This is a genomic window from Burkholderia sp. Leaf177 (genome assembly GCF_001424345.1).
In the GTDB taxonomy this organism is placed as follows: Bacteria; Pseudomonadota; Gammaproteobacteria; order Burkholderiales; family Burkholderiaceae; genus Caballeronia.
This window is the reverse complement of sequence record NZ_LMPF01000021.1, coordinates 725,618-749,316: the sequence shown is the minus strand read 5'-3', so window position 1 is coordinate 749,316 and position 23,699 is coordinate 725,618. Positions and strand designations below refer to the sequence as shown.

22 protein-coding genes are annotated in these 23,699 nt (G+C 59.5%); 13 read left to right on the top strand and 9 right to left on the bottom strand.

Annotated features, from left to right (window positions below):
- Positions 1-6: 6 nt before the first annotated feature.
- The 6 genes from ASG35_RS18785 to ASG35_RS18760 form a co-directional block, all read right to left on the bottom strand.
- Entirely contained in the window at positions 7-1,041 is a 1,035-nt protein-coding gene (locus ASG35_RS18785) for an NAD(P)-dependent alcohol dehydrogenase (protein ID WP_056360624.1), read from the bottom strand.
- A gap of 36 nt (positions 1,042-1,077) precedes the next feature.
- The gene (locus tag ASG35_RS18780; protein ID WP_056360984.1) at positions 1,078-1,815 is read right to left on the bottom strand and encodes an SDR family oxidoreductase; all 738 of its coding nucleotides are present in this window, start codon (positions 1,813-1,815) and stop codon (positions 1,078-1,080) included.
- A 13-nt stretch (positions 1,816-1,828) separates the two neighbouring features.
- A complete protein-coding gene (locus ASG35_RS18775; RefSeq protein WP_056360621.1) occupies positions 1,829-2,809 on the bottom strand; it encodes a sugar-binding transcriptional regulator in 981 nt (326 codons plus the stop codon).
- 61 nt (positions 2,810-2,870) lie between these two features.
- Positions 2,871-3,755 (bottom strand): carbohydrate ABC transporter permease, encoded by an 885-nt coding sequence (locus ASG35_RS18770; RefSeq protein ID WP_056360616.1) that lies wholly within the window; start codon positions 3,753-3,755, stop codon positions 2,871-2,873.
- The gene (locus tag ASG35_RS18765) at positions 3,752-4,690 is read right to left on the bottom strand and encodes a carbohydrate ABC transporter permease (RefSeq protein ID WP_056360613.1); all 939 of its coding nucleotides are present in this window, start codon (positions 4,688-4,690) and stop codon (positions 3,752-3,754) included. Before ASG35_RS18765 ends, ASG35_RS18770 begins: the two co-directional genes overlap by 4 nt.
- A 66-nt stretch (positions 4,691-4,756) precedes the next feature.
- Positions 4,757-6,109 carry an ABC transporter substrate-binding protein gene (locus tag ASG35_RS18760; RefSeq protein ID WP_056360610.1) on the bottom strand — a complete coding sequence of 451 codons (1,353 nt, stop codon included), beginning with the start codon at positions 6,107-6,109 and terminating at the stop codon, positions 4,757-4,759.
- Positions 6,110-6,415: 306 nt separating this feature from the next.
- On the opposite strand from ASG35_RS18760, the gene ASG35_RS18755 reads away from it, so the two are divergent.
- On the top strand, positions 6,416-7,540 hold the full coding sequence (locus ASG35_RS18755; RefSeq protein WP_056360607.1) for an ABC transporter ATP-binding protein: 1,125 nt from the start codon (positions 6,416-6,418) through the stop codon (positions 7,538-7,540).
- A gap of 101 nt (positions 7,541-7,641) precedes the next feature.
- Here ASG35_RS18755 and ASG35_RS18750 read toward each other — a convergent pair whose 3' ends face one another.
- Positions 7,642-9,657: a hypothetical protein gene (locus tag ASG35_RS18750; protein ID WP_156393237.1), complete on the bottom strand. Its 2,016-nt coding sequence runs from the start codon at positions 9,655-9,657 to the stop codon at positions 7,642-7,644.
- Here ASG35_RS18750 and ASG35_RS31470 point away from each other — a divergent pair.
- Positions 9,656-10,054 carry a hypothetical protein gene (locus tag ASG35_RS31470; protein WP_156393236.1) on the top strand — a complete coding sequence of 133 codons (399 nt, stop codon included), beginning with the start codon at positions 9,656-9,658 and terminating at the stop codon, positions 10,052-10,054. The genes ASG35_RS18750 and ASG35_RS31470 overlap by 2 nt on opposite strands.
- A gap of 2,130 nt (positions 10,055-12,184) precedes the next feature.
- On the opposite strand, the gene ASG35_RS18740 is transcribed toward ASG35_RS31470, so the two are convergent.
- The gene (locus tag ASG35_RS18740) at positions 12,185-13,492 is read right to left on the bottom strand and encodes an MFS transporter (RefSeq protein WP_056360981.1); all 1,308 of its coding nucleotides are present in this window, start codon (positions 13,490-13,492) and stop codon (positions 12,185-12,187) included.
- Positions 13,493-13,659: 167 nt separating this feature from the next.
- Here ASG35_RS18740 and ASG35_RS18735 point away from each other — a divergent pair, with 167 nt between their 5' ends.
- The 9 genes from ASG35_RS18735 to ASG35_RS18695 all read left to right on the top strand — a co-directional run bounded on the left by ASG35_RS18735 (position 13,660) and on the right by ASG35_RS18695 (position 21,324).
- On the top strand, positions 13,660-14,403 hold the full coding sequence (locus ASG35_RS18735) for a GntR family transcriptional regulator (protein WP_056360596.1): 744 nt from the start codon (positions 13,660-13,662) through the stop codon (positions 14,401-14,403).
- A gap of 37 nt (positions 14,404-14,440) precedes the next feature.
- On the top strand, positions 14,441-16,117 hold the full coding sequence (mdcA, locus tag ASG35_RS18730; RefSeq protein ID WP_056360593.1) for a malonate decarboxylase subunit alpha: 1,677 nt from the start codon (positions 14,441-14,443) through the stop codon (positions 16,115-16,117).
- A gap of 5 nt (positions 16,118-16,122) precedes the next feature.
- Positions 16,123-16,980, top strand: coding sequence for a triphosphoribosyl-dephospho-CoA synthase (locus ASG35_RS18725; protein WP_082508443.1), 858 nt, complete (start codon positions 16,123-16,125; stop codon positions 16,978-16,980).
- A gap of 16 nt (positions 16,981-16,996) precedes the next feature.
- Positions 16,997-17,299 (top strand): malonate decarboxylase subunit delta, encoded by a 303-nt coding sequence (locus ASG35_RS18720; protein WP_056360974.1) that lies wholly within the window; start codon positions 16,997-16,999, stop codon positions 17,297-17,299.
- The gene (locus ASG35_RS18715) at positions 17,296-18,141 is read left to right on the top strand and encodes a biotin-independent malonate decarboxylase subunit beta (RefSeq protein WP_056360589.1); all 846 of its coding nucleotides are present in this window, start codon (positions 17,296-17,298) and stop codon (positions 18,139-18,141) included. The genes ASG35_RS18720 and ASG35_RS18715 overlap by 4 nt, the downstream gene beginning before the upstream one ends.
- Positions 18,138-18,950: a biotin-independent malonate decarboxylase subunit gamma gene (mdcE, locus tag ASG35_RS18710; protein ID WP_235527591.1), complete on the top strand. Its 813-nt coding sequence runs from the start codon at positions 18,138-18,140 to the stop codon at positions 18,948-18,950. Before ASG35_RS18715 ends, mdcE begins: the two co-directional genes overlap by 4 nt.
- Positions 18,935-19,573 carry a malonate decarboxylase holo-ACP synthase gene (locus ASG35_RS18705; protein ID WP_056360587.1) on the top strand — a complete coding sequence of 213 codons (639 nt, stop codon included), beginning with the start codon at positions 18,935-18,937 and terminating at the stop codon, positions 19,571-19,573. The genes mdcE and ASG35_RS18705 overlap by 16 nt, the downstream gene beginning before the upstream one ends.
- Positions 19,570-20,499: a malonate decarboxylase subunit epsilon gene (mdcH, locus tag ASG35_RS18700; protein ID WP_056360584.1), complete on the top strand. Its 930-nt coding sequence runs from the start codon at positions 19,570-19,572 to the stop codon at positions 20,497-20,499. The genes ASG35_RS18705 and mdcH overlap by 4 nt, the downstream gene beginning before the upstream one ends.
- 90 nt (positions 20,500-20,589) lie before the next feature.
- Complete coding sequence (locus ASG35_RS18695) at positions 20,590-21,324, top strand: DeoR family transcriptional regulator (protein ID WP_056360581.1); 735 nt, start codon at positions 20,590-20,592, stop codon at positions 21,322-21,324.
- On the opposite strand, the gene ASG35_RS18690 is transcribed toward ASG35_RS18695, so the two are convergent.
- A complete protein-coding gene (locus ASG35_RS18690) occupies positions 21,307-22,197 on the bottom strand; it encodes a LysR family transcriptional regulator (protein ID WP_056360576.1) in 891 nt (296 codons plus the stop codon). The genes ASG35_RS18695 and ASG35_RS18690 overlap by 18 nt on opposite strands.
- Positions 22,198-22,323: 126 nt before the next feature.
- Between ASG35_RS18690 and ASG35_RS18685 the strand changes: the two genes are divergently transcribed.
- Together ASG35_RS18685 and ASG35_RS18680 are read left to right on the top strand one after the other, a co-directional pair.
- Positions 22,324-23,073 carry an SDR family NAD(P)-dependent oxidoreductase gene (locus tag ASG35_RS18685; RefSeq protein ID WP_056360572.1) on the top strand — a complete coding sequence of 250 codons (750 nt, stop codon included), beginning with the start codon at positions 22,324-22,326 and terminating at the stop codon, positions 23,071-23,073.
- A gap of 28 nt (positions 23,074-23,101) precedes the next feature.
- Positions 23,102-23,695 carry an NADPH-dependent F420 reductase gene (locus tag ASG35_RS18680; protein WP_056360569.1) on the top strand — a complete coding sequence of 198 codons (594 nt, stop codon included), beginning with the start codon at positions 23,102-23,104 and terminating at the stop codon, positions 23,693-23,695.
- The last annotated feature ends 4 nt before the right edge of the window (positions 23,696-23,699 follow it).

Below are 23,699 nucleotides of genomic sequence, written 5' to 3'. Positions count from 1 at the left end.
ATTCCGTCATTCCATGACGATCTGAACCTTGACGTCGGTTGGATTGCCGCTCGCGGCTTCCTCGAAGGCCTGGATGCCATCGGCGAAAGCGAACGAACGCGAGATGAACGGCTTGACGTCGAGTCTTCCAGACGCGATCAACTGTATCGCGCGCGGGAACATGTTGGCGTAGCGGAACACCGATTCCATACGCACCTCCTTGATCTGCACGGCGACTATGTCGATAGGCACCGGATTCTGCGGCATGCCGACGAGCACGATACAACCGCCAGGACACAGCAAGTCGACGATACCGTCGAACGCCTTCTCGTTGCCGCTCGCTTCGAAGACGATGTTCGCGCCCCAGCCATCGGTGAGCTCGGCGACCACGTCCTTCACTTTGCGATCGCGGATATTCACAGCCGTCACGCCCTGCACGCCGCCAATCAGTTCGAGCTTCTCAGGCACGAGATCACAAACGATCGCGCGGCTGCAACCGCCGGCGAGCGCCGCCAGCGCGCACATCATGCCGATGGTTCCGGCACCGAGAATGACCGCCACGTCCCCCGGTTTTATCTTCGCTTTCGTCGCTGCCTGCATGCCGATAGCCAACGGTTCGACAATCGCGCCTTCGCCGAACGTGACGTTGTCGGGCAGCTTGAACGTGAACGCGGCCGGATGCACGACAAACGGCGTCAGGCATCCGTGAACCGGCGGCGTTGCCCAGAAACGCACGCTCGGGTCGAGGTTGTACAACCCCTCGCGCGACGCGCGTGATTCCATGTCCGGCACGCCCGGTTCCATGCAAACACGGTCGCCCACTTTCAGATGCGTGACTTCATCGCCGATCTGGATCACCGTGCCGGCCGCTTCGTGACCGAGCACCATGGGCTCGTTGACGACAAACGGGCCAATGCGGCCGTGCTGATAATAGTGGATGTCGCTGCCGCAAATGCCGACCGTGTTGATGCGAATGCGTACATCGCGCGGACCGACGACTTGCGGCAACGTGAACGGCCGCAAGCTGATGCGGCGCGCTTCTTCAAGAACCAGTGCTTCCATGATTGAAGCCCTCTGCAAAGGATTACGTGGATAAAATCAGCCGGCCTGAAAACCGCCGTCCAAGGCAAGGCTTACGCCGTTGACCATGCTCGAATCGTCGCCGAGAAGATAGGCAATCGTGCGCGCCGCTTCATCAGGCTGCACGAACCGGCGCAATGGAATGCGCGCCAGCATGGGGTCGGACTTGGCGGGTTCGCTCCAGACCTTTTCCGCCATTGGCGTGAGCGTGATAACCGGATTGACCGTGTTCACGCGGATGCCATGCTCGCCGAGTTCGACGGCCATCACGCGGCTCAGTGCATCGAGCGCGGCCTTCGAAGCGCAATACGACGCATGCAAGGGCGTGCCGACTTGCGCCGCGATACTCGATACATTGACGATCGCGCCGCCCTTGCCTTTCGCGATCATGCTGCGTGCGCACGCTTGCGCGACGATCATCGCGGCGCGAACGTTCACTGCCATTGTGAGATCGAACGCGTCCGTGGTGGCATCGAGGAAAGCGCCTAGCTCGGCGATTCCCGCGCAGTTCACGAGCAAGTCGACCGGCTGCGCTTCTTGCGCGGCCTTCAACGTGGCCGCTGCGTCCGCAAGATCGACCGCTATGGTCCGGCATCCGATCAACGCATTCAGCGCATCGAGATCCGCTTGCGAGCGGCTCAACGCAATTACGCTTGCGCCGCGCTCGGCCATCAGCAACGCGGTCGCGTAGCCAATGCCTTTTCCAGCGCCGGTGATGAGCACCGTCTTGCCATCGAACTCACGATTACGATCCATGTTCATTGCCTTCTCAAGGTTCGTCGCAGAGACGGCGCGCGGTTTCTTCATCTGTCACCAGCACCGACGGATACCGCCCGCGCAGAGCCGCGCGCGTCACGACGAACTTCTTCGCGCCGCCGCTTACCAGCACGACGCGTTTGATCTTGCGCAGATCGTCGAGCGTGATCGCAACCGTGCGGCGATTCAGCGGATGATCGATCGCCTCGCCATCGGCGTCCATGAAATGCCCGAGCATGTCGCCCACCGCGCCCGCTTTCTCGAGCGTGCGAACCTGCTCGGGATCGTTGATGCCGTATGTCACCACGAGCGACTCCGTCAGGTCGCCGCACGTCAGCAGAGCGAGATCGGATTGACGCGCGCGATCGTAGGTCTCGCGCACGGCATCTTCCTGCAGCACCATGTCGCGCACCTTCTGGCTGCTCACGTAAATTGGCGCCGCGAACAGGAAACCATCGGCCTGACACAAATTCGCGAAGTCCGAAACAATATCGAACGTATTGATGCTCGGGCAATGCGACAACCCGCCTTGCAGCGATACCGCCGATACCGGCCCGTAAGCGCGCTGCGGCAACGCCCTGAGCACCGCGCGGATCGTGCGGCCCCAACCGAGCCCGATGGTCTGCCCCGCCTCGATCTGACGCGCCAGATAATTCGCGCCGCCAATGCCGATTGCGGCCATGTTCGCTTCGGTATTCGCGCCGGCCGGGACCACGACCGCGGCCTCCAGACCGAAGCGTTTGGTCAGCGCCTCTTCCAGCGCGACGCACGGCGCAATCCGGCTGTTGATGGTGATCTGCACCATGCCGGATTCGCGGCTCGCGGCGAGCAACCGGTTCACGCGCACGCGATTGCTGCCAATGCGCTGCGCGATCTCCTGCTGCGTCAGATTGCCGACGTAGTAATGCCACGCTACACGCGCCTGCAACTCCTCTTCGGTATCGGCTAAAGGTTCGGCTGACGCGGTCACGGCGGACGGTGCGGAATTATTCATATGCGTGATGGGTTTCGATGAGGGCGGCGCGATAGTAATACACGGTCCCTCACGTCACCTTTCATTTCACCGCGCCCATGGTGAGCCCCTGCACGAGCCTGCCCGAAACCGCCAGAGCGAACACGACCATGGGCAACACGATCAGCGTACCTGTCGCCATGATTTCGCCCCACGGCAACTCGTAGCCGCTCATATAACTGGTTGCAGCGACCGGCGACGTAATGGCGTCCGTGCGCGTCAGGACCAGCGCGTACAACAGGTCGTTCCACGAAAAGATGAACGCGAAGATGGCGGACACCACAATGCCCGGCATCGCCAGCGGCAGGTTGATGCGCCAGAAAATGCGCCATGGAGACGCGCCATCCAGACGCGCGGCCTCGTCGAGTTCGACCGGAATGTTGCGGAACTGATCGGTGCAAATCCACACGACGATCGGCAACGAAAAGGTCAGATACAGCAGGATCAGCACGATGTGTGTATCGACGAGACCGAGCTTCGTCGCGATCAGGAAAAACGGCACGGCGAGCACCACGGGACTCACCATGCGGTTCGAAATGAACCAGAACCACAGGTCTTCCTTGCCACGAAATTCAAAGCGCGCAAGCGCGTATGCGGCGGGCGTGCCGAGCAGGATAGAGAGGAAGGTCGCGCTGCTCGCCACGATCAGCGAGTTCAACAAGCTCGCCGCGACATCGTGTTCGAAAAGCGCGTCGGTGTAATGCGCGAGCGTGGGCGTAAAGACCCAGACAGGCGGAACCGCGAGGGCGTCGGCCTGGCTTTTGAGGCTCGTCGTGACCATCCAGTAGAACGGAAACACGGACGTGAGGAACACGATCAACAATCCGATCACATGCCAGACCGTTGCACGGCGACGCGCGTTTCTTGCACGCCGTGCACGCGAGGAAAGCGGCGCGACGGCCACGTTGGTAGCAGTAGAAGTGCTCACACGGCCTCCCGATAAACAAAACGAATATAGAGCCGCGACAGCACGATTGTCAGGATCAGCAGCAAGACCGCCTGGGCGGATGCCATGCCTTGATCGAAGAGACGGAACGCGACGCGCTGGATGTAAATGCTGATGAATTCGGTCGCCGTGCCCGGTCCGCCGCGGGTCATGGTGAAGACGGCATCGAACATCTTGAGCATGTCGGCGGAACGCAGGATCAGGATGGCGGTGAGGCCCGGCAACAAGTAAGGACGTTGCAGATGCCAGAGGATCTTGCTCCACTTGGGCGTTTCCAGGCGCGCTGCTTCTTCCGCTTCTTTTGGAACCATCGCGAGGCCAGCCAGCAGGATCAGCGCGCAAAACGGCGTCCATTGCCAGATGTCCATGATCATCACGGAGACGAACGCAAGCGTGGGATCGGCGAGCCAGTCGAGCGGCGGAATTCCGAAGAAACTCAACAGATAGTTGACCACACCAAACTGCCGGTTGAAGATCAGACGGCCGATCAATCCAACCACTGCATAAGTAGTTGCCATCGGGATCACGAGACCAACACGGGCCGCCACGCGCAGCCACGGCAACGCCGTACGATGCAGCATCAATGCGGCGAATAGTCCGAACGCAATCTCCACAGGCAAGGTCAGGCACAGGAACAGCACCGTGCGGCCGAGCGCGCCCCAGAAGGACGGATCGGTCAGCGTGGCAATGTAATTATCGATACCGACAAACGGCGTTCCGGACGCCAGATCCGCCAGCTTGTACTGGTGAAACGAGTTGTAGACCGCGAGCAGCAGCGGATAGATGCCGATGATCGCCAGCGCCGCGACAGCGGGAAACAAAAACCAGAACGCGGGCGAACGCGGCACGAACCGGAAACGCGCGCGCGGACGCGGACGCATTGCGCCGGTCGCTGGTGGAACCGTGGTCTTGAGCATGAACTTCTCCGCAGGTTGGCTCTGTGAGCAGGAGGCATTGCACACGCAATGCCTCTCTCACCGGCTTTACTTGAGCAAGGGCTTCTTGCCGTCGTAATAACCCGCCTTCTTCAGGATGTCTTCCGTCTTCGTGCCGATAGTCTGCGCACCGTCTTTCACCGATACCTGACCGAGCATGATCTTGCTGCCCCACTCGCCGATCACTTCCGACACAGCCGGCCATTCCGGGAAACGCGGCCGGTAGTCAGGCACGCCGCCCTGCCACGATTCGACCATCGGCTTCACGAACGGATACTTGCTCTGTACATCCGCTTCTTTGTAGACCGCCGTGCGTCCGCTGACACCGCCTGCATCGAGATAAGGCTTCGCCATTTCCTCGGACGTGATCCACTGGATGAACAGCCACGACGCCGCCTGCTTTTTCGCATTCGACTTCGCATTCACGGCCAGCGAGAAACCGCCGAGCGCAGGCTTGAGACCGGCCGGACCTTTAGGTTCAGTCGTGATTGCAAGGCAATCGCCGATCTTCGACTTGCTTGGATCGGTGAGGGTGGGATAAAACGCGGACCACTCGGTGATCATTGCAACCTGTCCTTGCGCGAGCGCGTTCACGGCTTCCGCATGGTCATAATCGACAATGCCCGGCGGCATGTACTTCATCAGCTTTTGCCGATACTCCAGTCCCGCCTGCGATTGCGGCGACATCAGATTCGACTTGAACTTGGCGTCGAGCAAGGAGCCGCCGTTGGGCCACAGCATGCGCATGAAGCTGTCAGCGGACTGCGTTTCACCGCGGCGCGATTGCAGCGCATAGGCGAACTGATTCTTTTCGGGTTTGGTCAGCTTCGGCGCATAGACGTTCAGCAACTCGTCCCACGTCTTCGGCGGTTCGTTGAAACCCGCGTCCTTCAACATGCACTTGTTATAGAACATCAGGCCCGAGTAGTTATCGAACGGCAGGCCGTACGTGGTCTTGTCCCAGGTGCCGAACGAGTCCAGCAGAATAGGGAAGAAGCCCGGCAGGTTCAGTTTGGGATCGGCGAGCTTGGGGTTGTCGGTGAAGGTCTTGATCGGTACGAGCCACTTGTTGCTCGCGAATTCACCAATCCACACCACGTCCACGAGCACCACATCCTGATCGCCGCCGCCAACGAAATTAAGGACCTGCTTTTCGCGGGTATTTTCGTAAGGGATAACCTCCGTACGCACCTTGATGCCGGTCTCTTTCTCGAACTGCGGAATCAGTTTCGATGCGGCCTTGTAGCCCGGCCGGTCGAGAAACACGGCCTTGATGGTCGTGCCGGAATAAGGCTCGGCTGCTTCCTTGAGCGTCCAGGCGGACGCGTTCGATACCGATATCAAGGACGCCGTAACGCCCAGCAGCGCGAACGCCGCAGCCTGTGTGCAATGCTTCTTCATGCCTGTCTCCTGGGTAGTTCTTTTTAAAATGCCCAAAGCGGTCGAGGCCGGTTGAGCCGTTCAAGCGTGCTGAAGGTCCGACTTGTGATTCCACTCGCGTTGCAAGTTTCCCGGCAGTCTTTGCTATCGACTCCGCTGCCGTTTCACTTGTAATTTCAGTTTTACAATTGTATATTTGGACGCGAACAGGTTGTCAAGAACAAAATCGAAAAGCACCGCTTGCTGCGTTGCAAGGCAAACCGCATGCACAGCAACTTACCTTGCTCGAACCCTGACCCAGGGCGCGGGCATCTGCAGGAGACACGCATGAGTGCAGTCCAGTTGCATCAGATCCGCAAGGCGTTTGCCGGAACGGAAGTGTTGAAGAGCGTCGACATTGCCGTGACCGATCGCGAATTCATGGTTTTCGTCGGGCCTTCCGGTTGCGGCAAGTCCACGTTGCTGCGCACCATCGCTGGCCTTGAACGCAGCGACTCGGGGCAAGTACTGATCGGCGGCGAAGACGTCACCGACCTGGAACCCTCCCAGCGCGGCGTGGCCATGGTGTTCCAGTCGTATGCGCTTTATCCGCATATGTCGGTGTACGAGAACATTGCCTTCGGGCTGCGCATGATCAAGCTGCCTGAAGCGCAGATCAAGGAGCGCGTGCAACGCGCCGCGCAAATCCTGCAGATCGAACAATTGCTCGAACGCAAGCCGCGCGCGTTATCGGGCGGGCAACGTCAGCGCGTTGCGATAGGACGATCGATCGTGCGCGAACCGAAGGTGTTTCTCTTCGATGAACCGTTGTCCAATCTTGACGCCGCATTGCGCGTGCAAATGCGCCTTGAGCTGATCAAGCTGCACAAGCAGCTCAATGCGACCATGATCTACGTGACGCACGACCAGACCGAAGCCATGACCATGGCGGACCGGATCGTGGTGCTGAACCACGGCAAGGTCGAGCAGATCGGCTCGCCGCTCGAACTTTACAGAACGCCGGTGAACCGTTTCGTTGCGGGGTTTATCGGGTCGCCGAAGATGAATTTCCTGCCCGCGAAAGTTCAGAAGGCAGACGCAACAGGCGTCATGATCGGCTTGCCGGGAGGCGCATCCATTACTTTGCCCTTCATGGCCAATGACGTAAAAGCGGGCGATACGCTGAGCTTCGGCATTCGCCCCGAGCATCTGATGGAAACCACCGCGAGCGGTGCGGAAGGAAAGCTGTCCGGCACGGTAATGGTGGTCGAGCACCTTGGCGGCGAGACCTTGCTGCACGTGAACCTGGACGGCGATATTGTGATCCAGGTAAAAGGCTCAGGGGAATCGACGGCAGTCGATGGACAATCCATCGATGCAGGTTTCAACCTGCGTCACACACATCTCTTCCGCGAGAACGGCGACGCGCTCAAGCGGCTTCAACCGGTGACGGCGAACGCGGCGACGGCCTGATCGAGCGTTCATTGAAATACGCGCAGGCATAAAAAAACGCGAGGCCCCGAACATCTCGGGCGCCTCGCGTTCTCTCATGCACTTCAGTTATACCTTGCCGCCTACTTGATCAGGCTCAGGTAATTGCCGCTCGGGTACGCGGTGTTCAGCCACGTCGACAACCGATTCACCTGCGTCTTGTCAATCCCGTCCGCCTGCATCTGCGGAATCTGGTTCCACGTCCACGTCGGGAAGTTCTCGACCGTGCCGCCCGATACCGTCCCGTGAACATAGCCAATGTCGCACAGGCTTCGCATGCTCCAGCCGCAGGTCGTCTCGCCGGCTACCGCATTGGCCTGACCTTCGCGCTGCCACGTGTTGATGTTGAAGCTGGTCGTGGTGTCCATCCAGTTCGACAAGAACGCGTTGACGACCGCTTGCTCCGTCGCGGGGCTCGTGCCCTTCCAGACGCCAGCTTGACCGCCATTCCAGACATCCAGCGGGCTGCTGTCGCGAATGGTCCAGCCGCGAGTGACATCCGTTACGCCCACGCCGTTGTCCATTTCCTGCGCGCCCTTCAACACGTACAGGAAGTTGCGGATCGGCTCGGGACGGCCGCTGGTTTGCGACAGGTTGTTGAGCAGGCCATACGCGTATTGCCAGTCGGTCGGCAAATGCACGTTATGCGCGCCCGAACCCGGGTTCAGCAGGATTTGCAGGTAATACCACTGGTTGGCCTTCACGTAATGCGCCACCGGGCTGCCGAACATGCTGTTGTCGACGGGGAAACCCTGGATATGCGGCGACACGTTGAAGACGAACCGCCAGTATCCGCACCAGCCGCGCTTTTCAGCCTTGGGCGCTTTCTGCGTGTTGACCCACGCGGTCGGGCAACTCGTTTCCAGCGAGAAGTCCTGCGCAAGCTCCCACGATTTCATCAATTGCCATTGCGCCGTGCCGTACAAGTTCTTCTGCTGCGCGATCGTGTAGCTGCCGCTTACGCCTTCGTTCGGCGGTGCAAACCGTTCACCGAATTCAACGCCCCAGTAATACAGGTCGCCGAAGATATCGCCGGCCTTGCCTTGCGCGTAGTTCGTGCCGCCATTCGCAAGCTGGCTTCGCATGTTGTATGTAGCCGTGCCCGAACCCTCGCCCGCATATTCCTTGTTCAGGTTGCTATTCGTGAAGTAGTCGCCCCATGCGTCTTTCGGATGAATGCGCGGAACCCAATGATTCCAGTCCGGCAATTGAAAGCCGATCGGGATCTCGCGAAGGTTGATTTGTCCCTTCGTCGATATCGCTGCTTTATTGACGCCGCTCGGGAATACGGTGGCGAGCGTATCGAGGTCGTTCTCCGATACCGCGTCGATACCCGCGCCGCACGTCCAGTCGCTTACCGGTGCGCTATCGAGACCCGGACCCGGCTGATACGGCGGATTCCACGGACGGCACTTGGGTCCTGGCACGGGATTCGTGCTCGCCAGGCTGCGGATATAACTGGCGATCTGCATGCCCTGATTTTGCGACAAGCCGTGATATTCGCTTCGGACGACGATCGAATTATTCGAGTAGTTGAACTTGAACAAGTCGTTGCCGCTTGCGCTGTGGCAGTCCATGCAATGCGCTTTCAACTGCTTGCCCGAATTGATCGGCGAGTCGATCAGCGTTGCGGTTTGCCACAACTTCTGACCAGCGGAAATGTCCGCGGTATTTGCGAGCGGCGCGGTCCATTTGGTCGGATCGTCCTGCGTGAAACTGCTGCTGGCGATCAGCGCGTTACCCGACGCATCGAGAAGATTGAACGACAGCACACGATAACCCGAGCTCACACCGTCAGTGGTATTGAAACGGAAGTTGATGGTGTTGCTGCCGTTGATACCGCCCGTCACGGGAACGTTGAGCTTGATGGTGTCGTAACCGCCGCCGATGCCGCCGTAAGCCTTTGCATTGCCCAGCACGGTCACGTTCGCATTCGTCAGATCGATCCACTTGCCGCCGTTGATCTGGATTGAGCCCTTCGCGTCGTACGAAAGATTGTTGACCTGCATGGTCAAAGTCGTGGCCGACGCGCCTGCGGGAACCGTCAGTGTAGCCGGGACCACGACGCCACTGCCTGCGCCCATCACTTCGAGCGGCATGACCAAGGCGCCTGCAACCGGAGTAGTAGGCGTGGCAGGCGTGGTTGTGGGCGTGGTGGGCGTTGCGGGAGTTGTGGATGTAACCGGCGTAGTGGTCGCGGGTGGAGTTGTCGTGGCCGGGGTCGTGGACGTCGTGCTCGACGGCCTGCGCCTGCGTGCAGCGGCCGCCACGCTGCTGTCGTTGACAGTCGCGTTGCTGGCGGAATCAGGCGATGCACTGGCTACAGTTGCAGTTGTATTGGTTACTGCGGCGGTATCGGCGCTGTCACCACCGCCACAGGCGCTCAACACCGCGCTGGATGCGAAACAAATTAACAATGCCTTGTTGAGTTTTATCATTATTTATGTTTTGCGGAAAAGATTAGAAACCTCACGAAAAAAACGCTATGAGGCTTGATGTCTTCGGAAGAAGCATGATTTCCGCGGAAGCGAACACTTGCATGCTGCCAAGAGCGGCGAACGTGATTAACGCGATGAAAGCCGTGCGTTAATAATCCATTCAACTTATTCGTCAGATAAATTGGGAAAGCTGGCTGCTTTACGACGTGTCGTCTCAAGGCCGGCTGGTTTCGGCATAGGCTCTACCTCCACGCAAAAGTGGTCTGGATTCAATGCGGATTAGACGGGAAACCACGCCCTGCAAGGCTGGGCGATCGACGCGAAATAGTCAGACCAGAATACGCTACTAAACCATAAATGCTTGTTCAATCGATGAAAAAATATTTTCGATACCGTCGATTTGAAGTAAAAATTGCGCAATCGAAAGCCAATAATAACGTTGCACGATTTGCACGAATCAAATTCGACATTGCGCGATATGTCGGATCGTGCAAATTCCGAGGATATACATGTATTGCGCGTGACAATGGCAGAGATGCTTTAATGCACCGCCATTTCACGTTAAATTCAAAAAGCGATATAACGTCTTTGCGCCGGGATTCTAAACGTATCGAATTGATTACTCGAACCCAAGAGTGTGACATTTTGTGAGATTTGGATTTCGCGGCTAATCTTCTGATTAATAGTTATTTAGGGTCGCAGTGGGATGCGCTTGATTCGCGCAATGCGGGGCGTGGCGGATAAAGACTGTTCGTTGGCCGCCGAAGCGTTGCCGGATGGTGCTTTACGTTTTGTCTTAACTATCGGTTAAATGTTCTTAAGGTTTGATACTTCAGACATTTCAAATAGCCTAAAATGCCGATGTATGACGAGACAAAAACAAAATTTGATTGTTGGACATCGGCCACAGGTTTTTTTTGACGCACCGCGTCTGGGTTGAGATTTTTGGTTTTGATGGTGGCTGATAGCTGTCGCGGGCGGACTAGGGTGGCGCGTGGTGGCAGGGTTGATGCTGGGGTGTTGCTTAGGCTTTCGCGGGTTCTGGCTTGGCTGATCGCTTTAGCACTTTTAGCCACTGTCCGTGGCGGGACTTCATTTCACAAGGTTTGACGCTGGCGCGTGGACGGTTGTTCGTAGCGGTTGGGGGTGATGCCGGGTTGTTGCTGCTTAGGTCTTCGCGAGTTCTGTGTTAGCTGACTTCTTTATCACTGTTAGCCACTGTCCGTGGCGGGACTTCATTTCTTTGTCCAACGGCGACAAAGAAACGAAGCAAAGAAAACGCCTCTCCCCGTGGCGGGACTTCATTTCTTTGTCCAACGGCGACAAAGAAACGAAGCAAAGAAAACGCCTCTCCACCGCTAATTCTTAAGTGTCCACAGCGTGCAGGGAGAACTGTGTGGCACGCAAGAAGCTCCCTCAGCGCATAACCGCGTCCTCCTGAAACCCTCCCCCTCCGGCAACAGATACCCACACGCTTCGCCACCAGTGTTGGAATCCGTTAATACGGAAACCCGTCCAACGCATAACGACGGGTTGAGCCCACAACCAGTTCAAAGCATCTTGAACTGCGAACTTCGCCGCCAGTACCGCGATTTGTTCCGTTTGGGCGCTAGCGCGCGCAGCGCGGAGGCCTGGTTAGTGGATTCCTACTCAGGTGGCGAAGCGTGTGGGTATCCGCGAACGGAGGGGGAGGGTTTCAACAGGACGGGGTTATGCGCTAAGGGTGCTTCTTGCGTGCCATACAGTTCTCACTGCACGCTGTGGACACTTAAGAATTAGCGGTGGAGAGGCGTTTTCTTTGCTTCGTTTCTTTGTCGCCGTTGGACAAAGAAATGAAGTCCCGCCACTTAAGAATTAGCGGTGGAGAGGCGTTTTCTTTGCTTCGTTTCTTTGTCGCCGTTGGACAAAGAAATGAAGTCCCGCCACGGACAGTGGCTAATAGTGATTAAGAAGTCAGCCAGCATGAAACCCGCGAAGACCTGAAAAGCAGCAACCCGGCACCCACCCCGACCGCTACAAAACACTCGCCCGAGCGCCAGCGTCAAACCTCGTGAAAATGAAGTCCCGCCACGGACAGTGGCCAATAGTGCTAAAGAAATCAGATAGCAAGAAAACCCGCGTAGGCCCTAACAGTAGCAACCCAAGACCACCCCCGCCCACTACAAACGCCCGCGCCAGCGCCCCCGCCCTAGTGCGGCAAATCCTGCCCCTTAGTTTCCGGCGCAAACGGAATCACGATCAACCCGATGACAAACGCGATCGCCGTCAGCGCAATCGGCACACCGAGCGTCTTCATATGCAACACCATCGCGCCGATACCAAAATTCACGATAGCCCCAAAAAAGCGCCCTATCGATGTACAGAACGCAAACGCCGTCGCCCGCACCCGAGTTTCAAACTGCTCCGGCAACCAAAGGCTGAACAGTGCAAAATTGCCGCCAAAAAACCCCAACACGACCAGCAACGCAATAAACGGCACCAACCCGTTCTCAAGATAAAACGCCCACCCGAACGCCAGCACAATCGACGCAGCCATCCCGATGAAATAAACCGCCAGCGTCAGCCTGCGCCCAATCTTCTCGGCCATCGGCGGTAAGGCAAGACATCCGACGATCGTGCCAATCGATAACAATCCCGTCGCTATCGATGCCATCCGCGCCGCTTCCGGCTTAGTCATCCCCGCCTTCGTAGCAAGCTGAATCACAGCCGAAGGTTCATAGACCGCGCCGGCCCACAAGCCGATGATCGCCACCGTCAGCAACACAGTCGCAACAATCGTCCGCTGCCGGTATTGCGCCGAGAAAATCGAACGCAGAGAACTCGCCTGCTTGACGGCCGTTGCCTCGACCTTCTGCCACTTTTCGGTTTCCTTCACGCGCAGCAACACGATGATCGATACCACCACCGGCACCACACCGACGAGGAACATCGCGCGCCATCCAAATGTTGCGCCAATGGTGTAGTTCAGCGCTGCAGCAATGAAGAATCCCGCGTAGTAGCCGGTCTGCAAATAACCAGCGCCCATCTTGCGTCGATCTTCCGGCCACGCCTCGGCCACATACGTGCCGGCCAACGCCCACTCCCCGCCGATACCCACGCCTGCGAGAAACCGGTAAATGCCCAGTTCCCAAACGGTATGCGATGTCGCCGCAAGCCCGGTGAAAATCGCGAACGTGAAGATGGTGGCGGCGAGCACCTTGGTGCGCCCGAACCGGTCGGCAAGCGGCCCCCAGATGAACGACAGCCCCCAACCCACCAGGAACAACGCGAACAGGATCGATCCCGCAAGACCCACGTTCGCGGGCGTCGCTTGGTATCCGGATCGGGGCAGCAATTCGGTCAGCGCCGGCGCCAGCACCAGCGCGTAGATGAACGAGTCCATTCCGTCGAGCGTCCACCCCGCCCAGGCGCCCCAAAAGCCGACTATCTGCGTCCGGTTCAAAGGCGTTCGTGTCCGCCGGGCGGCGGCTATCGATGGTTCCAGCGTGCGTGGCATGAATGTCATCCTGGTTGAGAGCGACGCGCTCTGTTCAGTGGATCGGGCGTCTGCGGGTAAGCACCGGGTCTTCTTCAAAATCCTCAAAGGTGCAGTTTCATATATAATATTTGAAATTGCGCGGTTGACCACTCCGCACTTCTACCTAGCAACGGCGAATCAAGCGTATGAAAAATGAGTTGAATCAGACCTTCCGCGAGGCGCAGTTCGAACCGCGCCAGAGCACGTCCCGCTATATTGCGGACGCGCTGCGTTCGGCCATTGTCGAAGGAACGTTGTTGCCTGGCGAGCCGCTGCGTCAGGACGCTATTGCCAAGCAGTTCTCGGTGAGCGCCATTCCCGTGCGCGAAGCGTTCCGGCAACTGGACACCGAGGGCTGGGTCACAATCGAACAGAATCGCGGGGCTTCGGTTAGCCTTCAATCTCCTGACGAGGCACGCGAAATCTACGAGATCCGTGCGTCGCTGGAGAGCCTTGCAATTGGTATCGCGATTGAACGTCATACTGATGCAACGCTTGCGGAAGCCCGCGAATTGCTCGAAGCCGCTGCGAACGAGCCCGACCCTGCGCTGTATGTAGTGCGCAATGAGCAGTTTCATATGAGTTTGTATGCGCCAGCCGACCGTCCGCACCTGATGGAACTGATCGGCACCATGCACCGCCGCGGCGAACGATATTTGCGCCTGAAATTCGGCATGCCGACGTTCAAGGGCCGGTCCGACGCCGAACATGAAGCCATCCTTCAGGCGTTGCATGCCCGCGATACCGAAGCGGCGCAAACGCTCGTTGCACGTCATCTGCTTGCGACGGGCGAACTGGTTTATCGTTTCCTTCACGACGCGCAAATGCAGGCACAAGCCTCGCAGCCGAAGAAGCGCCGCCGCTCTACCACCGCTTCGAAATCCGCCTGAACGCGGATCTTCGAGAGACAGACACCGAGGCCATCGCATGAATTCTCCCGCACACGCCGATACCGCTCCAGCACCGCGCCAATGGAACACGCGGGCGCTCGAAAAAGCGCGGCGACTCAAAGCAATCGAAGGCTGGCTCGATAACGGCGTGCTGAAGTCAGAGCGCATTGTCGATGCACTGGAAACGCTGATTCAATCCGGCGACCGCGTCGCGCTCGAAGGCAACAATCAGAAGCAGGCGGATTTTCTTTCGCGTGCGTTTGCGAAGCTCGATCCTTCGCGTGTGCATGACGTGCATCTGCTGATCTCCAGTATCAGCCGGCCCGAGCACTTGACGTTGTTCGAACGCGGGATCGCGCGCAAGGTGGACTTCTCGTTTGCCGGACCGCAGAGCTTGCGCGTCGCGCAACTGCTCGAGGACGGTCAGCTGGAAATCGGCGCGATCTATACGTACATCGAACTATATGCGCGCATGTTTATCGACCTGACGCCGCAAGTGGCGCTCGTCTGCGCGGTGCAAGCCGACCGGCATGGCAATCTTTATACGGGACCGAATACGGAAGACACGCCGACCATCGTGGAAGCCACGGCGTTTCGGCATGGCATCGTGGTGGCGCAAGTGAACGAGATTGTCGATGAACTCCCGCGCGTCGATATCCCCGGTTCATGGGTCGATGTCGTCGTGCAGGCGGACCGGCCATTTGCGGTCGAGCCGCTGTTCACGCGCGATCCGCGTCACATCGGCGAGCTGCAGATCCTCATGGCGATGATGACCATACGCGGCATCTACGAACGTTACGGCGTGCGGGCGTTGAATCACGGCATCGGCTTCGACACCGCCGCCATCGAATTGCTGCTGCCGACCTATGGCGCGGCACACGGCCTGAAGGGCAAGATCTGCACGCACTGGGCGCTCAACCCGCATCCCACCTTGATTCCCGCAATCGAAAGCGGATGGGTGGAAAGCGTGCATTGCTTCGGCAGCGAAGTCGGAATGGAAGACTACATTGAAGCGCGCTCGGACGTGTTTTTTACCGGACGCGATGGCAGCCTGCGTTCGAACCGCGTGCTGTGTCAGCTTGCGGGGCAATATGGCGTCGATCTCTTCATCGGTTCGACGTTGCAGATGGACGCCGATGCCAATTCATCGACCGTGACGCTCGGGCGTCTCGCGGGTTTTGGCGGCGCGCCGAACATGGGACACGATCCGCGAGGACGCCGGCATTCGAGCGAAGCGTGGTTATCGTTGATGAAAAACGATGGACCCAATAGCGAGATCAGCCGGGGTCATAAACTGGTTGTGCAAACGGCGGAGACGTTCAAGAAAGGCGGCGAGCCGACCATTGTCGATGCACTCGATGCCATCGCGGTCGGCAAGCAAAGCAACATGCCGATCGCGCCTGTGATGATCTACGGCGACGACGTCAGCCATGTCGTCACTGAGGAAGGCATCGCTTATCTGCATGCCGCAGAAGGCGTTGAAGAGCGCCGCGCGGCGTTGCGCGCGGTTGCGGGCGTGACACCTATCGGCATGCGCGCGGATCCTGCCAAGACCGCCGAGTTGCGTCGTCGTGGCGTGGTCGCGTACCCGGAAGACCTCGGCATCCGGCGTGGCGAAGCAAAGCGGTCGTTGCTCGCGGCGCGCAGTATCGACGATCTGGTGGCGTGGTCCGGCGGTCTATATCAGCCGCCTGCAAAATTTCGCGGCTGGTGAGCGCCATGCGTTGCGCTCAGGCTTTAATCAAAGACCTTGTTTGCGATCCGGCGGCGCTCGCCGATCGCGCAGTGAACGCGTTGATCGATGAAGCGTGCCTCACGCCGAAACCCGCATTGGTGGATCGGCGTGGCAGCGGCGCACATCGCGATCTCGACCTCAGTATCATGCTGCGCTCCGCGCGCTCGCTGCAACCCGCGTTCGTTGCGTTGGCTCGCGCGTCTTCGAACGCTCAACCTTCGCAGCGCTTGCGCGAGCAACTTGCACGCATCGGCCGCGAGGGTGAGATCGCGATGATGCGCGCAACCGGAGGAAGCAACGCGCATCGCGGGGCAATATGGATTGTCGGCTTGCTCGTCGCCGGAGCCGCAATGAACCCGTCCGCCAATCTGGCGACGATCTGTTCGCAAGCCGCCGCAATCTCGCGTTTCGAAGATCGCTGTGCACCTTCCGCAGTGACGCAAACACACGGCGCCCGCGTGATTCAGAAATTCGGCGTTGCCGGTGCGCGTGGTCAGGCAGCCGAAGGTTTTCCCCACGTGCTCGAAATCGGCTTGCCCGCGTTGCGTGAATCCCGCGCCAAAGGTGCGCCGGAAAACGCTGCACGCCTCGACGCATTGCTCGCGATCATCGCAACACTCGACGACACCTGTCTCCTGCATCGCGGCGGCCGCATCGCACTCGAGACCGCGCAATCCGGCGCGCGCGAAGCGCTGCAAGCAGGCGGCGCATCGCAAGCTGAAGGTTATGCCGCACTCTTGCGCCTCGATCAAAAGTTATTGCAATTGAACGCATCGCCCGGTGGCGCAGCGGACCTGCTCGCCGCGACGCTTTTTCTCGATACCCTGCCCTGCGTCGGCTGACGCTATGAGATCCGCCATGGAAAACCTGCGCTACGAATACCCCGCCACACGCCCCGTGCCGCAACGCGCGCATGTGGGTGTCGTAGGCTCGGGAGATCTGGAAATACTGCTGTCGCCATCGGAGAAAGATCACGCGGAAGTCGTGATCCGCACGAGCGTCGATGGCTACGAAACCGTCTGGAAAAGCGTGCTCGACCGCTTCTTCTCGCGATACGACGGCGCCGCGAAGCTCGAGCTGAACGACTTCGGCGCGACGCCGGGAGTCGTGATGCTGCGGCTTGCCGAAGCCGTGGAAGCCAGCGAAGGAGAGACGCCATGAACGCTCACGACAGTTTCATCGCGCGGCATAGTTTCATCGAATTGACGGCGCGCGAACGTGCTCGCGCGTTACTCGATTCGGGCACGTTCCGCGAATTGCTCGGACCGTTCGACCGGCTAGAATCCCCGTGGCTCGGCATGCAAAACGTGGTCTGCCAATCCGACGATGGCGCGGTGATCGCGCGCGGCACGCTTGGCGGCGAGCCTGCTGTGATCGCTGCAATCGAGCCTGCGTTCCAGGGTGGCAGCATTGGCGAAGTGTCGGGCGCGAAGATCGCGGCATCGCTCGAATTTGCGCTGCGCGAGTTCGAAGCGGGCCGCACCATCCGTCCCGTGATCCTGTTCGAAACCGGTGGCGTGCGCCTTCAGGAAGCGAATCTCGGGCTGGCCGTTATCGCGGAGATCCAGGCGGCAATTGTCGCGTTGCGCCGATACGTGCCGGTGGTCGGTGTTATCGGCGGAATGGTTGGATGCTTCGGCGGCATGTCGCTGGCTGCGGCCTTGTGCAGCTATCTCGTGATGACGCGTCAGGCTCGGCTCGGCATGAACGGACCGGAAGTGATCGAGCAGGAAGCGGGCGTCGAGGAACTCGATTCGCGCGACCGCAAGCTCATCTGGTCGATGATCGGCGGCGAGGAACGCGCGGCGGTCGGTCTGGTCGATACCCTCGTTGAAGACGACACGGAACAGGTCCTGAACGCCGTGCTCGACGCCTTCAAAAGCGGTGTGCCGGCGAGTCATCGGACGGAACAAATCGATAAACAACTGGCGCGTCTTTCGCGTGTCGATCCAGCGGCGATCGACCCGGCGGTTCTGCGCACGCTTTGGCAAGGAGACGCATGATGAGCGCAACACGTGGACAGATCTGGATCGACGCATTGAGCTCACGCGAAGTACCCGGCGAGGGACCGATTCGCAGCGCAGACGCACAGCTCGGCACTGCAAGCGCGCGGTTCATCGCCGTGGTTCCGGACCCGCACAACCGCTTCCCGCGCGCCACCGATAACGTCGTGGGCCTCGAACAAGGATGGCTGCTCGCGCGTGCCGTGCGCGAAGTGCTGGACGCGGATCGCGCTGCAACCATGAAGCGCCCGATTGTTGCCATCGTCGATGTAAAGAGTCAGGCGTATGGCCGTCGCGAGGAATTGCTCGGCGTTCATCTCGCTTGCGCCGCGGGCGTCGATGCCTACGCAAGCGCGCGTCTCGCCGGGCATCCGGTGATCGCGCTGATCGTCGGTCCGGCCATGTCCGGCGCGTTTCTCGCGCACGGTTATCAGGCGAACCGCATTGTCGCGCTGGACGCGAGCGGCATCAGCGTGCACGCAATGGGCAAGGAAGCGGCCGCGCGCGTCACGCGGCGCAGCGTGGAAGGACTCGATGAGCTCGGCGATCGCGTGCTGCCCATGTCCTACAAGATGAGTTCCTACGCGAAGCTCGGGCTGCTGCATGAACTCATCGAAGGAATCAACGCCGATACACCCGGACGCGAAGACGTGGAACGTGTAAAGGCTTCGTTGATCGCGGCTATCGACGACGCGCGTCAAGGCCCGAACGATCTCTCGTCGCGCCTGCAATCGGCGGATGCGAAGCGCAATCGCGCGGCGTCGATAGAAGTGCGCAAGCGCATGGCGGAGCAATGGGAAGTCTCGTGAATCCCCACGACTTGCTGCGGCTGAAGGCAGACGCGTGTGTTTTCGCAGATGCACCCGCGTGGGTCGCGGCTTCGCTGGAACGCGCGCCGTTCGTGGTGGTTCGCCGTGCGCGCGCGATCGACGGACGCGTCGCCATTGGAATTCGCGGCGCGGTACGCAGCGAGCGTTTTGGTTCGTGGATCGGCTTGCAGCATGTCGAAGCCGTGCTTACGCCAGAGATGTTGAAATCGGCAAAGCCGCATCAAAACCGCGCAGACTTGCCGGCGTTCAATTTGCTGCAGGCCATAACGTCCATCTGCGATGCGTCGGAACTCGCATGGGGACCTGCGGGCAGCGTGGGTTTCGAGCTGGCGAGCGAGCGCGCGACCGTAACTGACCAAAGCGATCTCGACCTTCTGATGCGTGCGCCGGAACCGCTCGATCGCCCAGAAGCAAAACTTTTATTCGATGCCCTTTCGGCCGCTGCTTTCGAACGCGCCATACGCATCGATGTTCAAATCGAAACGCACGAAGGCGCGTTCTCGCTCGCTGAATTCGTTCATCCCGGCGCGCGAGTGATGCTCCGATCCGCCGATGGCCCGAAGCTCATCGCCGATCCGTGGCAAACGAGCCGCGCCGCATGATCGCGTTCCTGTTCCCCGGTCAAGGCTCGCAATTCACGGGCTTTCTGCACACGCTCGGCGGTACGTCGCCCCATGCGCGGATCGTAGCGACTTTCGAGGAAGCGTCGGACGTATTGCATATGAACGTGCTCGACCTCGATCACGCCCATGCCTTGAAGTCGACCGTTGCCGTGCAACTCGCCTTGTTTATCGCGGGCGTTGCGACCATGCGTGCGTTGCGCGATGAAGGCATTGCGCCCGATGCGGTTGCGGGATTATCGGTGGGCGCATATGGCGCGGCAGTGGCGGCCGACGCAATCCATTTCGACGACGCGCTGAAACTCCTGCAACTGCGCGCGCAGCTGATGGAACGCGCTTATCCGCACGGCTTCGGCATGCTTGCAGTTTCGGGCTTGAGCGAACGTGAAGTCGATGCCGTTATCGCCCATGCACATGCAAAGGCCGCGTTTATCGCGAACCTGAATGCGCCGCGGCAGATCGTGGTCGCCGGCGCCAACGCCGATCTCGATCTCGTGCGGCAACACGCGCTGCAAGCAGGCGCACGCAAGGCCGAATTGCTTGCGGTGAGCGTGCCCTCGCACTGCATCCTTCTCGACGATGCCGCCCGCGAACTCACCGAAGCCGCGTCGAAAGTCGAGTTCAGGACGCCATCGGTTCCGTACATCGGCAATCGCGGAGCGCGTCCGTTGCGTCAGGCCGACGCAATTCGCCTCGATCTCGCTACGAACCTGCGTTATCCCGTCCGATGGCACGACTCGAGCGTCGTGCTGAGCGAACTCGGCGCGCGGGTGTTCGTGGAAATGCCGCCCGGACGCACGCTGACCCAGCTCGCCGACGAAGCGTTGCCCGGCATCGCAAAAGTGGCGGTCGAACAGATGTCGATCACATCGGCTGCGGCGTTGATCAACGCGCGCGCCGCCGATTGAACGAGACCAGCGCGGCGCGCTGCTTGTTATAATCGTCTCATCAGGCGAACAAAAACTAACAAGAATCACAACCGCGCCCCTGTATTTCCCATGACCAAAAACGATCGTCTGCGTGTCCTTGCCGAAGCTTTGCGCGAGCAGAGCGTCATGCGTCTTCGCGACGCCGCGACCTTGCTCGATGTATCGGAGATGACGGTTCGCCGCGACATCTCGTCGAATCCCGGAACCTTCACTTACCTCGGCGGCTACATTGTCCGCGCGTCGGACGTGCCCAACGGTTCGGGCTATACCATCGACGAAGAAAAGGATCACTTCGCGCAGGCCAAGGCGGAGGCGTCGGCGTTCGCCGCACGTTTGCTCGTGGACAGCGAGACGGTTTTCATCGATTGCGGCACGACGCTGACCACGCTCGCGCGGCTGACTCCCGCCGACATGCATCTGACAGTCGTGTGTTATTCGCTGAACGTGGCCGAGATTTTGCGGCGCAAGCCCAACGTGCGGATGATTTTGCTGGGCGGCGTTTATGCGCCGTCATCGGATTCATTTTCCAGCGATGAAAGCATCGAAACGCTCAAGCGCATGGGTATCAACAAGGCGTTCATATCGGCTGGCGGCGTGGATGAAACGCGCGGCGTGACGTGCTGGAATTTCCACGAGGTGGCGATCAAACAGGCGGCCATGGACAGCGCCGTTGAACGTCACCTGGTAGTCGATGCCAGCAAGCTGGGTAAAGTCAAAGCCCTGCGGTTTTCCCAACTCGACAAGTTCGATTCCGTGATCACGGAGAAAGGTATGAGCCGCGGCGAATCAAAGACGCTCCAGTAAGGCCGCGGCAAAGAAGTCGGTCGCACGGCGCACGCGCGCGGGGACAAACCGGCGTTTTGGCCAGATGAGGCTCACGTCTCTCGCATCGCCAATGAACTCCTCGAGAATCGCGATCACGTCCGGATGATCGAGTTCATCGGCTAGGGAAACCTTCGCGAACAAGCCAATTCCAACGCCGTTCAGCACGCCGGAGCGGATCGTCTCCACACTATTCGACGAAAGGTTGCCGCGAACGGCCACGCTGAAGCGGCCTTGTGGTCCAACGAACGGCCAATTCGCCGACTCCACGAGGCCGCCATATAGAAGGCAATTGTGATCGGCGAGTTCAGCCGGGGTTTTCGGTATCCCGCGTTGCTCGAAGTAACGCCGCGATCCTACGCACACGAGCGGCGTGGTGGTCACACGCTTGACCACTGCGTCGGGTTCATCGACAGGACCTACGCGGATTGCCAGGTCGATCCGGTCTTCCACCATATCCCGCACGAAATCCGAAAGCACGAGATCGACCTGAAGGCCGGGGTTGAGCGCCAATAGCTCGGGGATCAACGGAAGAATGTGCAGCCGTCCGAAAGTCGAGGACGTCGCGATCCTGATCGTGCCCGAGACCTTGAACGTGCTGCTTTTCAGTTCGCTATCGGCCTCATCCATCTCTTCCACGAGCGGTTTTGTCCGGTCGTAGTATCGCTGGCCCTGGTCAGTCAGCGTGACGCTGCGGGTGCTGCGGTTGAACAGCATCACGCCCAGACGCTTCTCCAGCGCGCCGACGGCCTTGCTGACGCCGGACTGCGAATCGCCCGTTCTGCGCGCCGCCGCGGAGAACCCGCCCGCTTCCACCACGGCGATAAACGCGTTCACTTCGTGAAACCTGTCCATACCATTCCTTTTGGCAGTTCCATTCGTTCGGAGAATAGATCTTATGAAAATTCTGCGGATTATCATTCACAGCGAAGGGAATTATGCTGGTTCTGTCGATTACGCACAGCACCAGGAGGTCCTTAAATGTCCAGTCTCGAAGGGAAGATCGCCGTTATCAGCGGCGGAACGACCGGTATCGGATTAGCTATCGCCCAGCGGTTCGTCGCTGAAGGCGCTCACGTATTTATCTTCGGCCGCCGTCAAGCACAGCTCGACGAAGCCGCCAAACTCATTGGACGCAACGTCACCGCCATCCAGGCCGATGTCACGAGCGTCGACGATCTCGACCGTGTCGCCGCAGCGGTAAAGGAGGAAAAGGGCGTGGTGGATATCGTCGTGTCGAATGCGGGACTGACGGAGCAGGCTTCCATTGATACCCTCACGCCCGAACACTTCGACAAGACCTTCAACCTCAACGCCCGCGCGCCGGTTTTTCTCGTGCAAAAACTGTTGCCGTTGATGACCGGCGGCGGCTCGATCGTGCTGGTTTCATCGGCGATGCACGTCATGGGCATTCCGGGGCACACCACGTATGCGGCGACCAAGGCCGCGTTGCGTTCCTATGCACGCACATGGGCCGCGGAATTCAAGGATCGCGGCATTCGCGTCAACACGCTCAGCCCGGGCGTCACCGATACGCCGATTCTCGATTCCCAGGCGGCGTCGCCGGAAGAGCGCGAGGCTTTGGTGAACATGTACCTGGGCATGATCCCGCTCGGCAGGCTCGCTCGTGCCGACGAGATGGCCAGCGCGGCGCTGTTTCTCGCGTCGGACCAGAGTTCCTACATGACCGGCGCGGATTTGATGGACGACGGCGGTGTTGGCCAGGTCTGAGAAACCTACGCAATCAAAGGAGAGTTACATGAACTATGCAATCGTCGGGCTTGGCAAGATTGGAACTGCTATCGCTCAAGCATTTGCCGCCAAGAGCATCGAAGTGGCCGTGGCGGGCAGGCGACCGCTGGACACGCTCGCGGCAAAGATTGGTCCGTCGCTCGTTGCGCAGTCGATCGAGGACGCCGCGCTAGCCGACGTTATCGTTCTAGCCGTGCCATTTGCCACGCATCGGGAGATCGGACGTGCGGCGAAAAGCTGGGAAGGGAAGATCGTGATCGATGCAACCAATGCATACGATGTCCCGCCGGAAGATCTGGGCGGGCTGCCTTCGACCGCGGTGGTTGCGAAGGCGTTTCCGGGTGCGAAACTGGTGAAGGCGTTCAATCATCTGCCGGCGGCTGTCCTCGCGCAAGGGCCGACGACGCTTCAAGGCGGCCGGCGCGTCGTGTTCGTTTCCAGCGATGACGACGCGGCCAGCACGTCAGTGGCAACGCTCGTCGACCGGTTGGGGTTTGCACCGGTCGAGCTCGGGAAGATCGGCGAAGGCGGACTGCTCGTCCAGGCAAGGGGCCGCACCTGGGGACATCTGATTTTTCAGGATCTGGCCAAGGTCGAATAGTGAA

What these genes read in the sequence shown, in the direction of transcription:
- ASG35_RS18785 (WP_056360624.1), bottom strand. Translation starts at nt 1,041, where the DNA reads ATGGAAGCACTGGTTCTTGAAGAAGCGCGCCGCATCAGCTTGCGGCCG.
- ASG35_RS18780 (WP_056360984.1), bottom strand. Translation starts at nt 1,815, where the DNA reads ATGGATCGTAATCGTGAGTTCGATGGCAAGACGGTGCTCATCACCGGC.
- ASG35_RS18775 (WP_056360621.1), bottom strand. Translation starts at nt 2,809, where the DNA reads ATGAATAATTCCGCACCGTCCGCCGTGACCGCGTCAGCCGAACCTTTA.
- ASG35_RS18765 (WP_056360613.1), bottom strand. Translation starts at nt 4,690, where the DNA reads ATGCTCAAGACCACGGTTCCACCAGCGACCGGCGCAATGCGTCCGCGT.
- ASG35_RS18760 (WP_056360610.1), bottom strand. Translation starts at nt 6,109, where the DNA reads ATGAAGAAGCATTGCACACAGGCTGCGGCGTTCGCGCTGCTGGGCGTT.
- ASG35_RS18755 (WP_056360607.1), top strand. Translation starts at nt 6,416, where the DNA reads ATGAGTGCAGTCCAGTTGCATCAGATCCGCAAGGCGTTTGCCGGAACG.
- ASG35_RS31470 (WP_156393236.1), top strand. Translation starts at nt 9,656, where the DNA reads ATGACCAAGGCGCCTGCAACCGGAGTAGTAGGCGTGGCAGGCGTGGTT.
- ASG35_RS18750 (WP_156393237.1), bottom strand. Translation starts at nt 9,657, where the DNA reads ATGCCGCTCGAAGTGATGGGCGCAGGCAGTGGCGTCGTGGTCCCGGCT.
- ASG35_RS18740 (WP_056360981.1), bottom strand. Translation starts at nt 13,492, where the DNA reads ATGCCACGCACGCTGGAACCATCGATAGCCGCCGCCCGGCGGACACGA.
- ASG35_RS18735 (WP_056360596.1), top strand. Translation starts at nt 13,660, where the DNA reads ATGAAAAATGAGTTGAATCAGACCTTCCGCGAGGCGCAGTTCGAACCG.
- mdcA (WP_056360593.1), top strand. Translation starts at nt 14,441, where the DNA reads ATGAATTCTCCCGCACACGCCGATACCGCTCCAGCACCGCGCCAATGG.
- ASG35_RS18725 (WP_082508443.1), top strand. Translation starts at nt 16,123, where the DNA reads ATGCGTTGCGCTCAGGCTTTAATCAAAGACCTTGTTTGCGATCCGGCG.
- ASG35_RS18720 (WP_056360974.1), top strand. Translation starts at nt 16,997, where the DNA reads ATGGAAAACCTGCGCTACGAATACCCCGCCACACGCCCCGTGCCGCAA.
- ASG35_RS18715 (WP_056360589.1), top strand. Translation starts at nt 17,296, where the DNA reads ATGAACGCTCACGACAGTTTCATCGCGCGGCATAGTTTCATCGAATTG.
- mdcE (WP_235527591.1), top strand. Translation starts at nt 18,138, where the DNA reads ATGATGAGCGCAACACGTGGACAGATCTGGATCGACGCATTGAGCTCA.
- ASG35_RS18705 (WP_056360587.1), top strand. Translation starts at nt 18,935, where the DNA reads ATGGGAAGTCTCGTGAATCCCCACGACTTGCTGCGGCTGAAGGCAGAC.
- mdcH (WP_056360584.1), top strand. Translation starts at nt 19,570, where the DNA reads ATGATCGCGTTCCTGTTCCCCGGTCAAGGCTCGCAATTCACGGGCTTT.
- ASG35_RS18695 (WP_056360581.1), top strand. Translation starts at nt 20,590, where the DNA reads ATGACCAAAAACGATCGTCTGCGTGTCCTTGCCGAAGCTTTGCGCGAG.
- ASG35_RS18690 (WP_056360576.1), bottom strand. Translation starts at nt 22,197, where the DNA reads ATGGACAGGTTTCACGAAGTGAACGCGTTTATCGCCGTGGTGGAAGCG.
- ASG35_RS18685 (WP_056360572.1), top strand. Translation starts at nt 22,324, where the DNA reads ATGTCCAGTCTCGAAGGGAAGATCGCCGTTATCAGCGGCGGAACGACC.
- ASG35_RS18680 (WP_056360569.1), top strand. Translation starts at nt 23,102, where the DNA reads ATGAACTATGCAATCGTCGGGCTTGGCAAGATTGGAACTGCTATCGCT.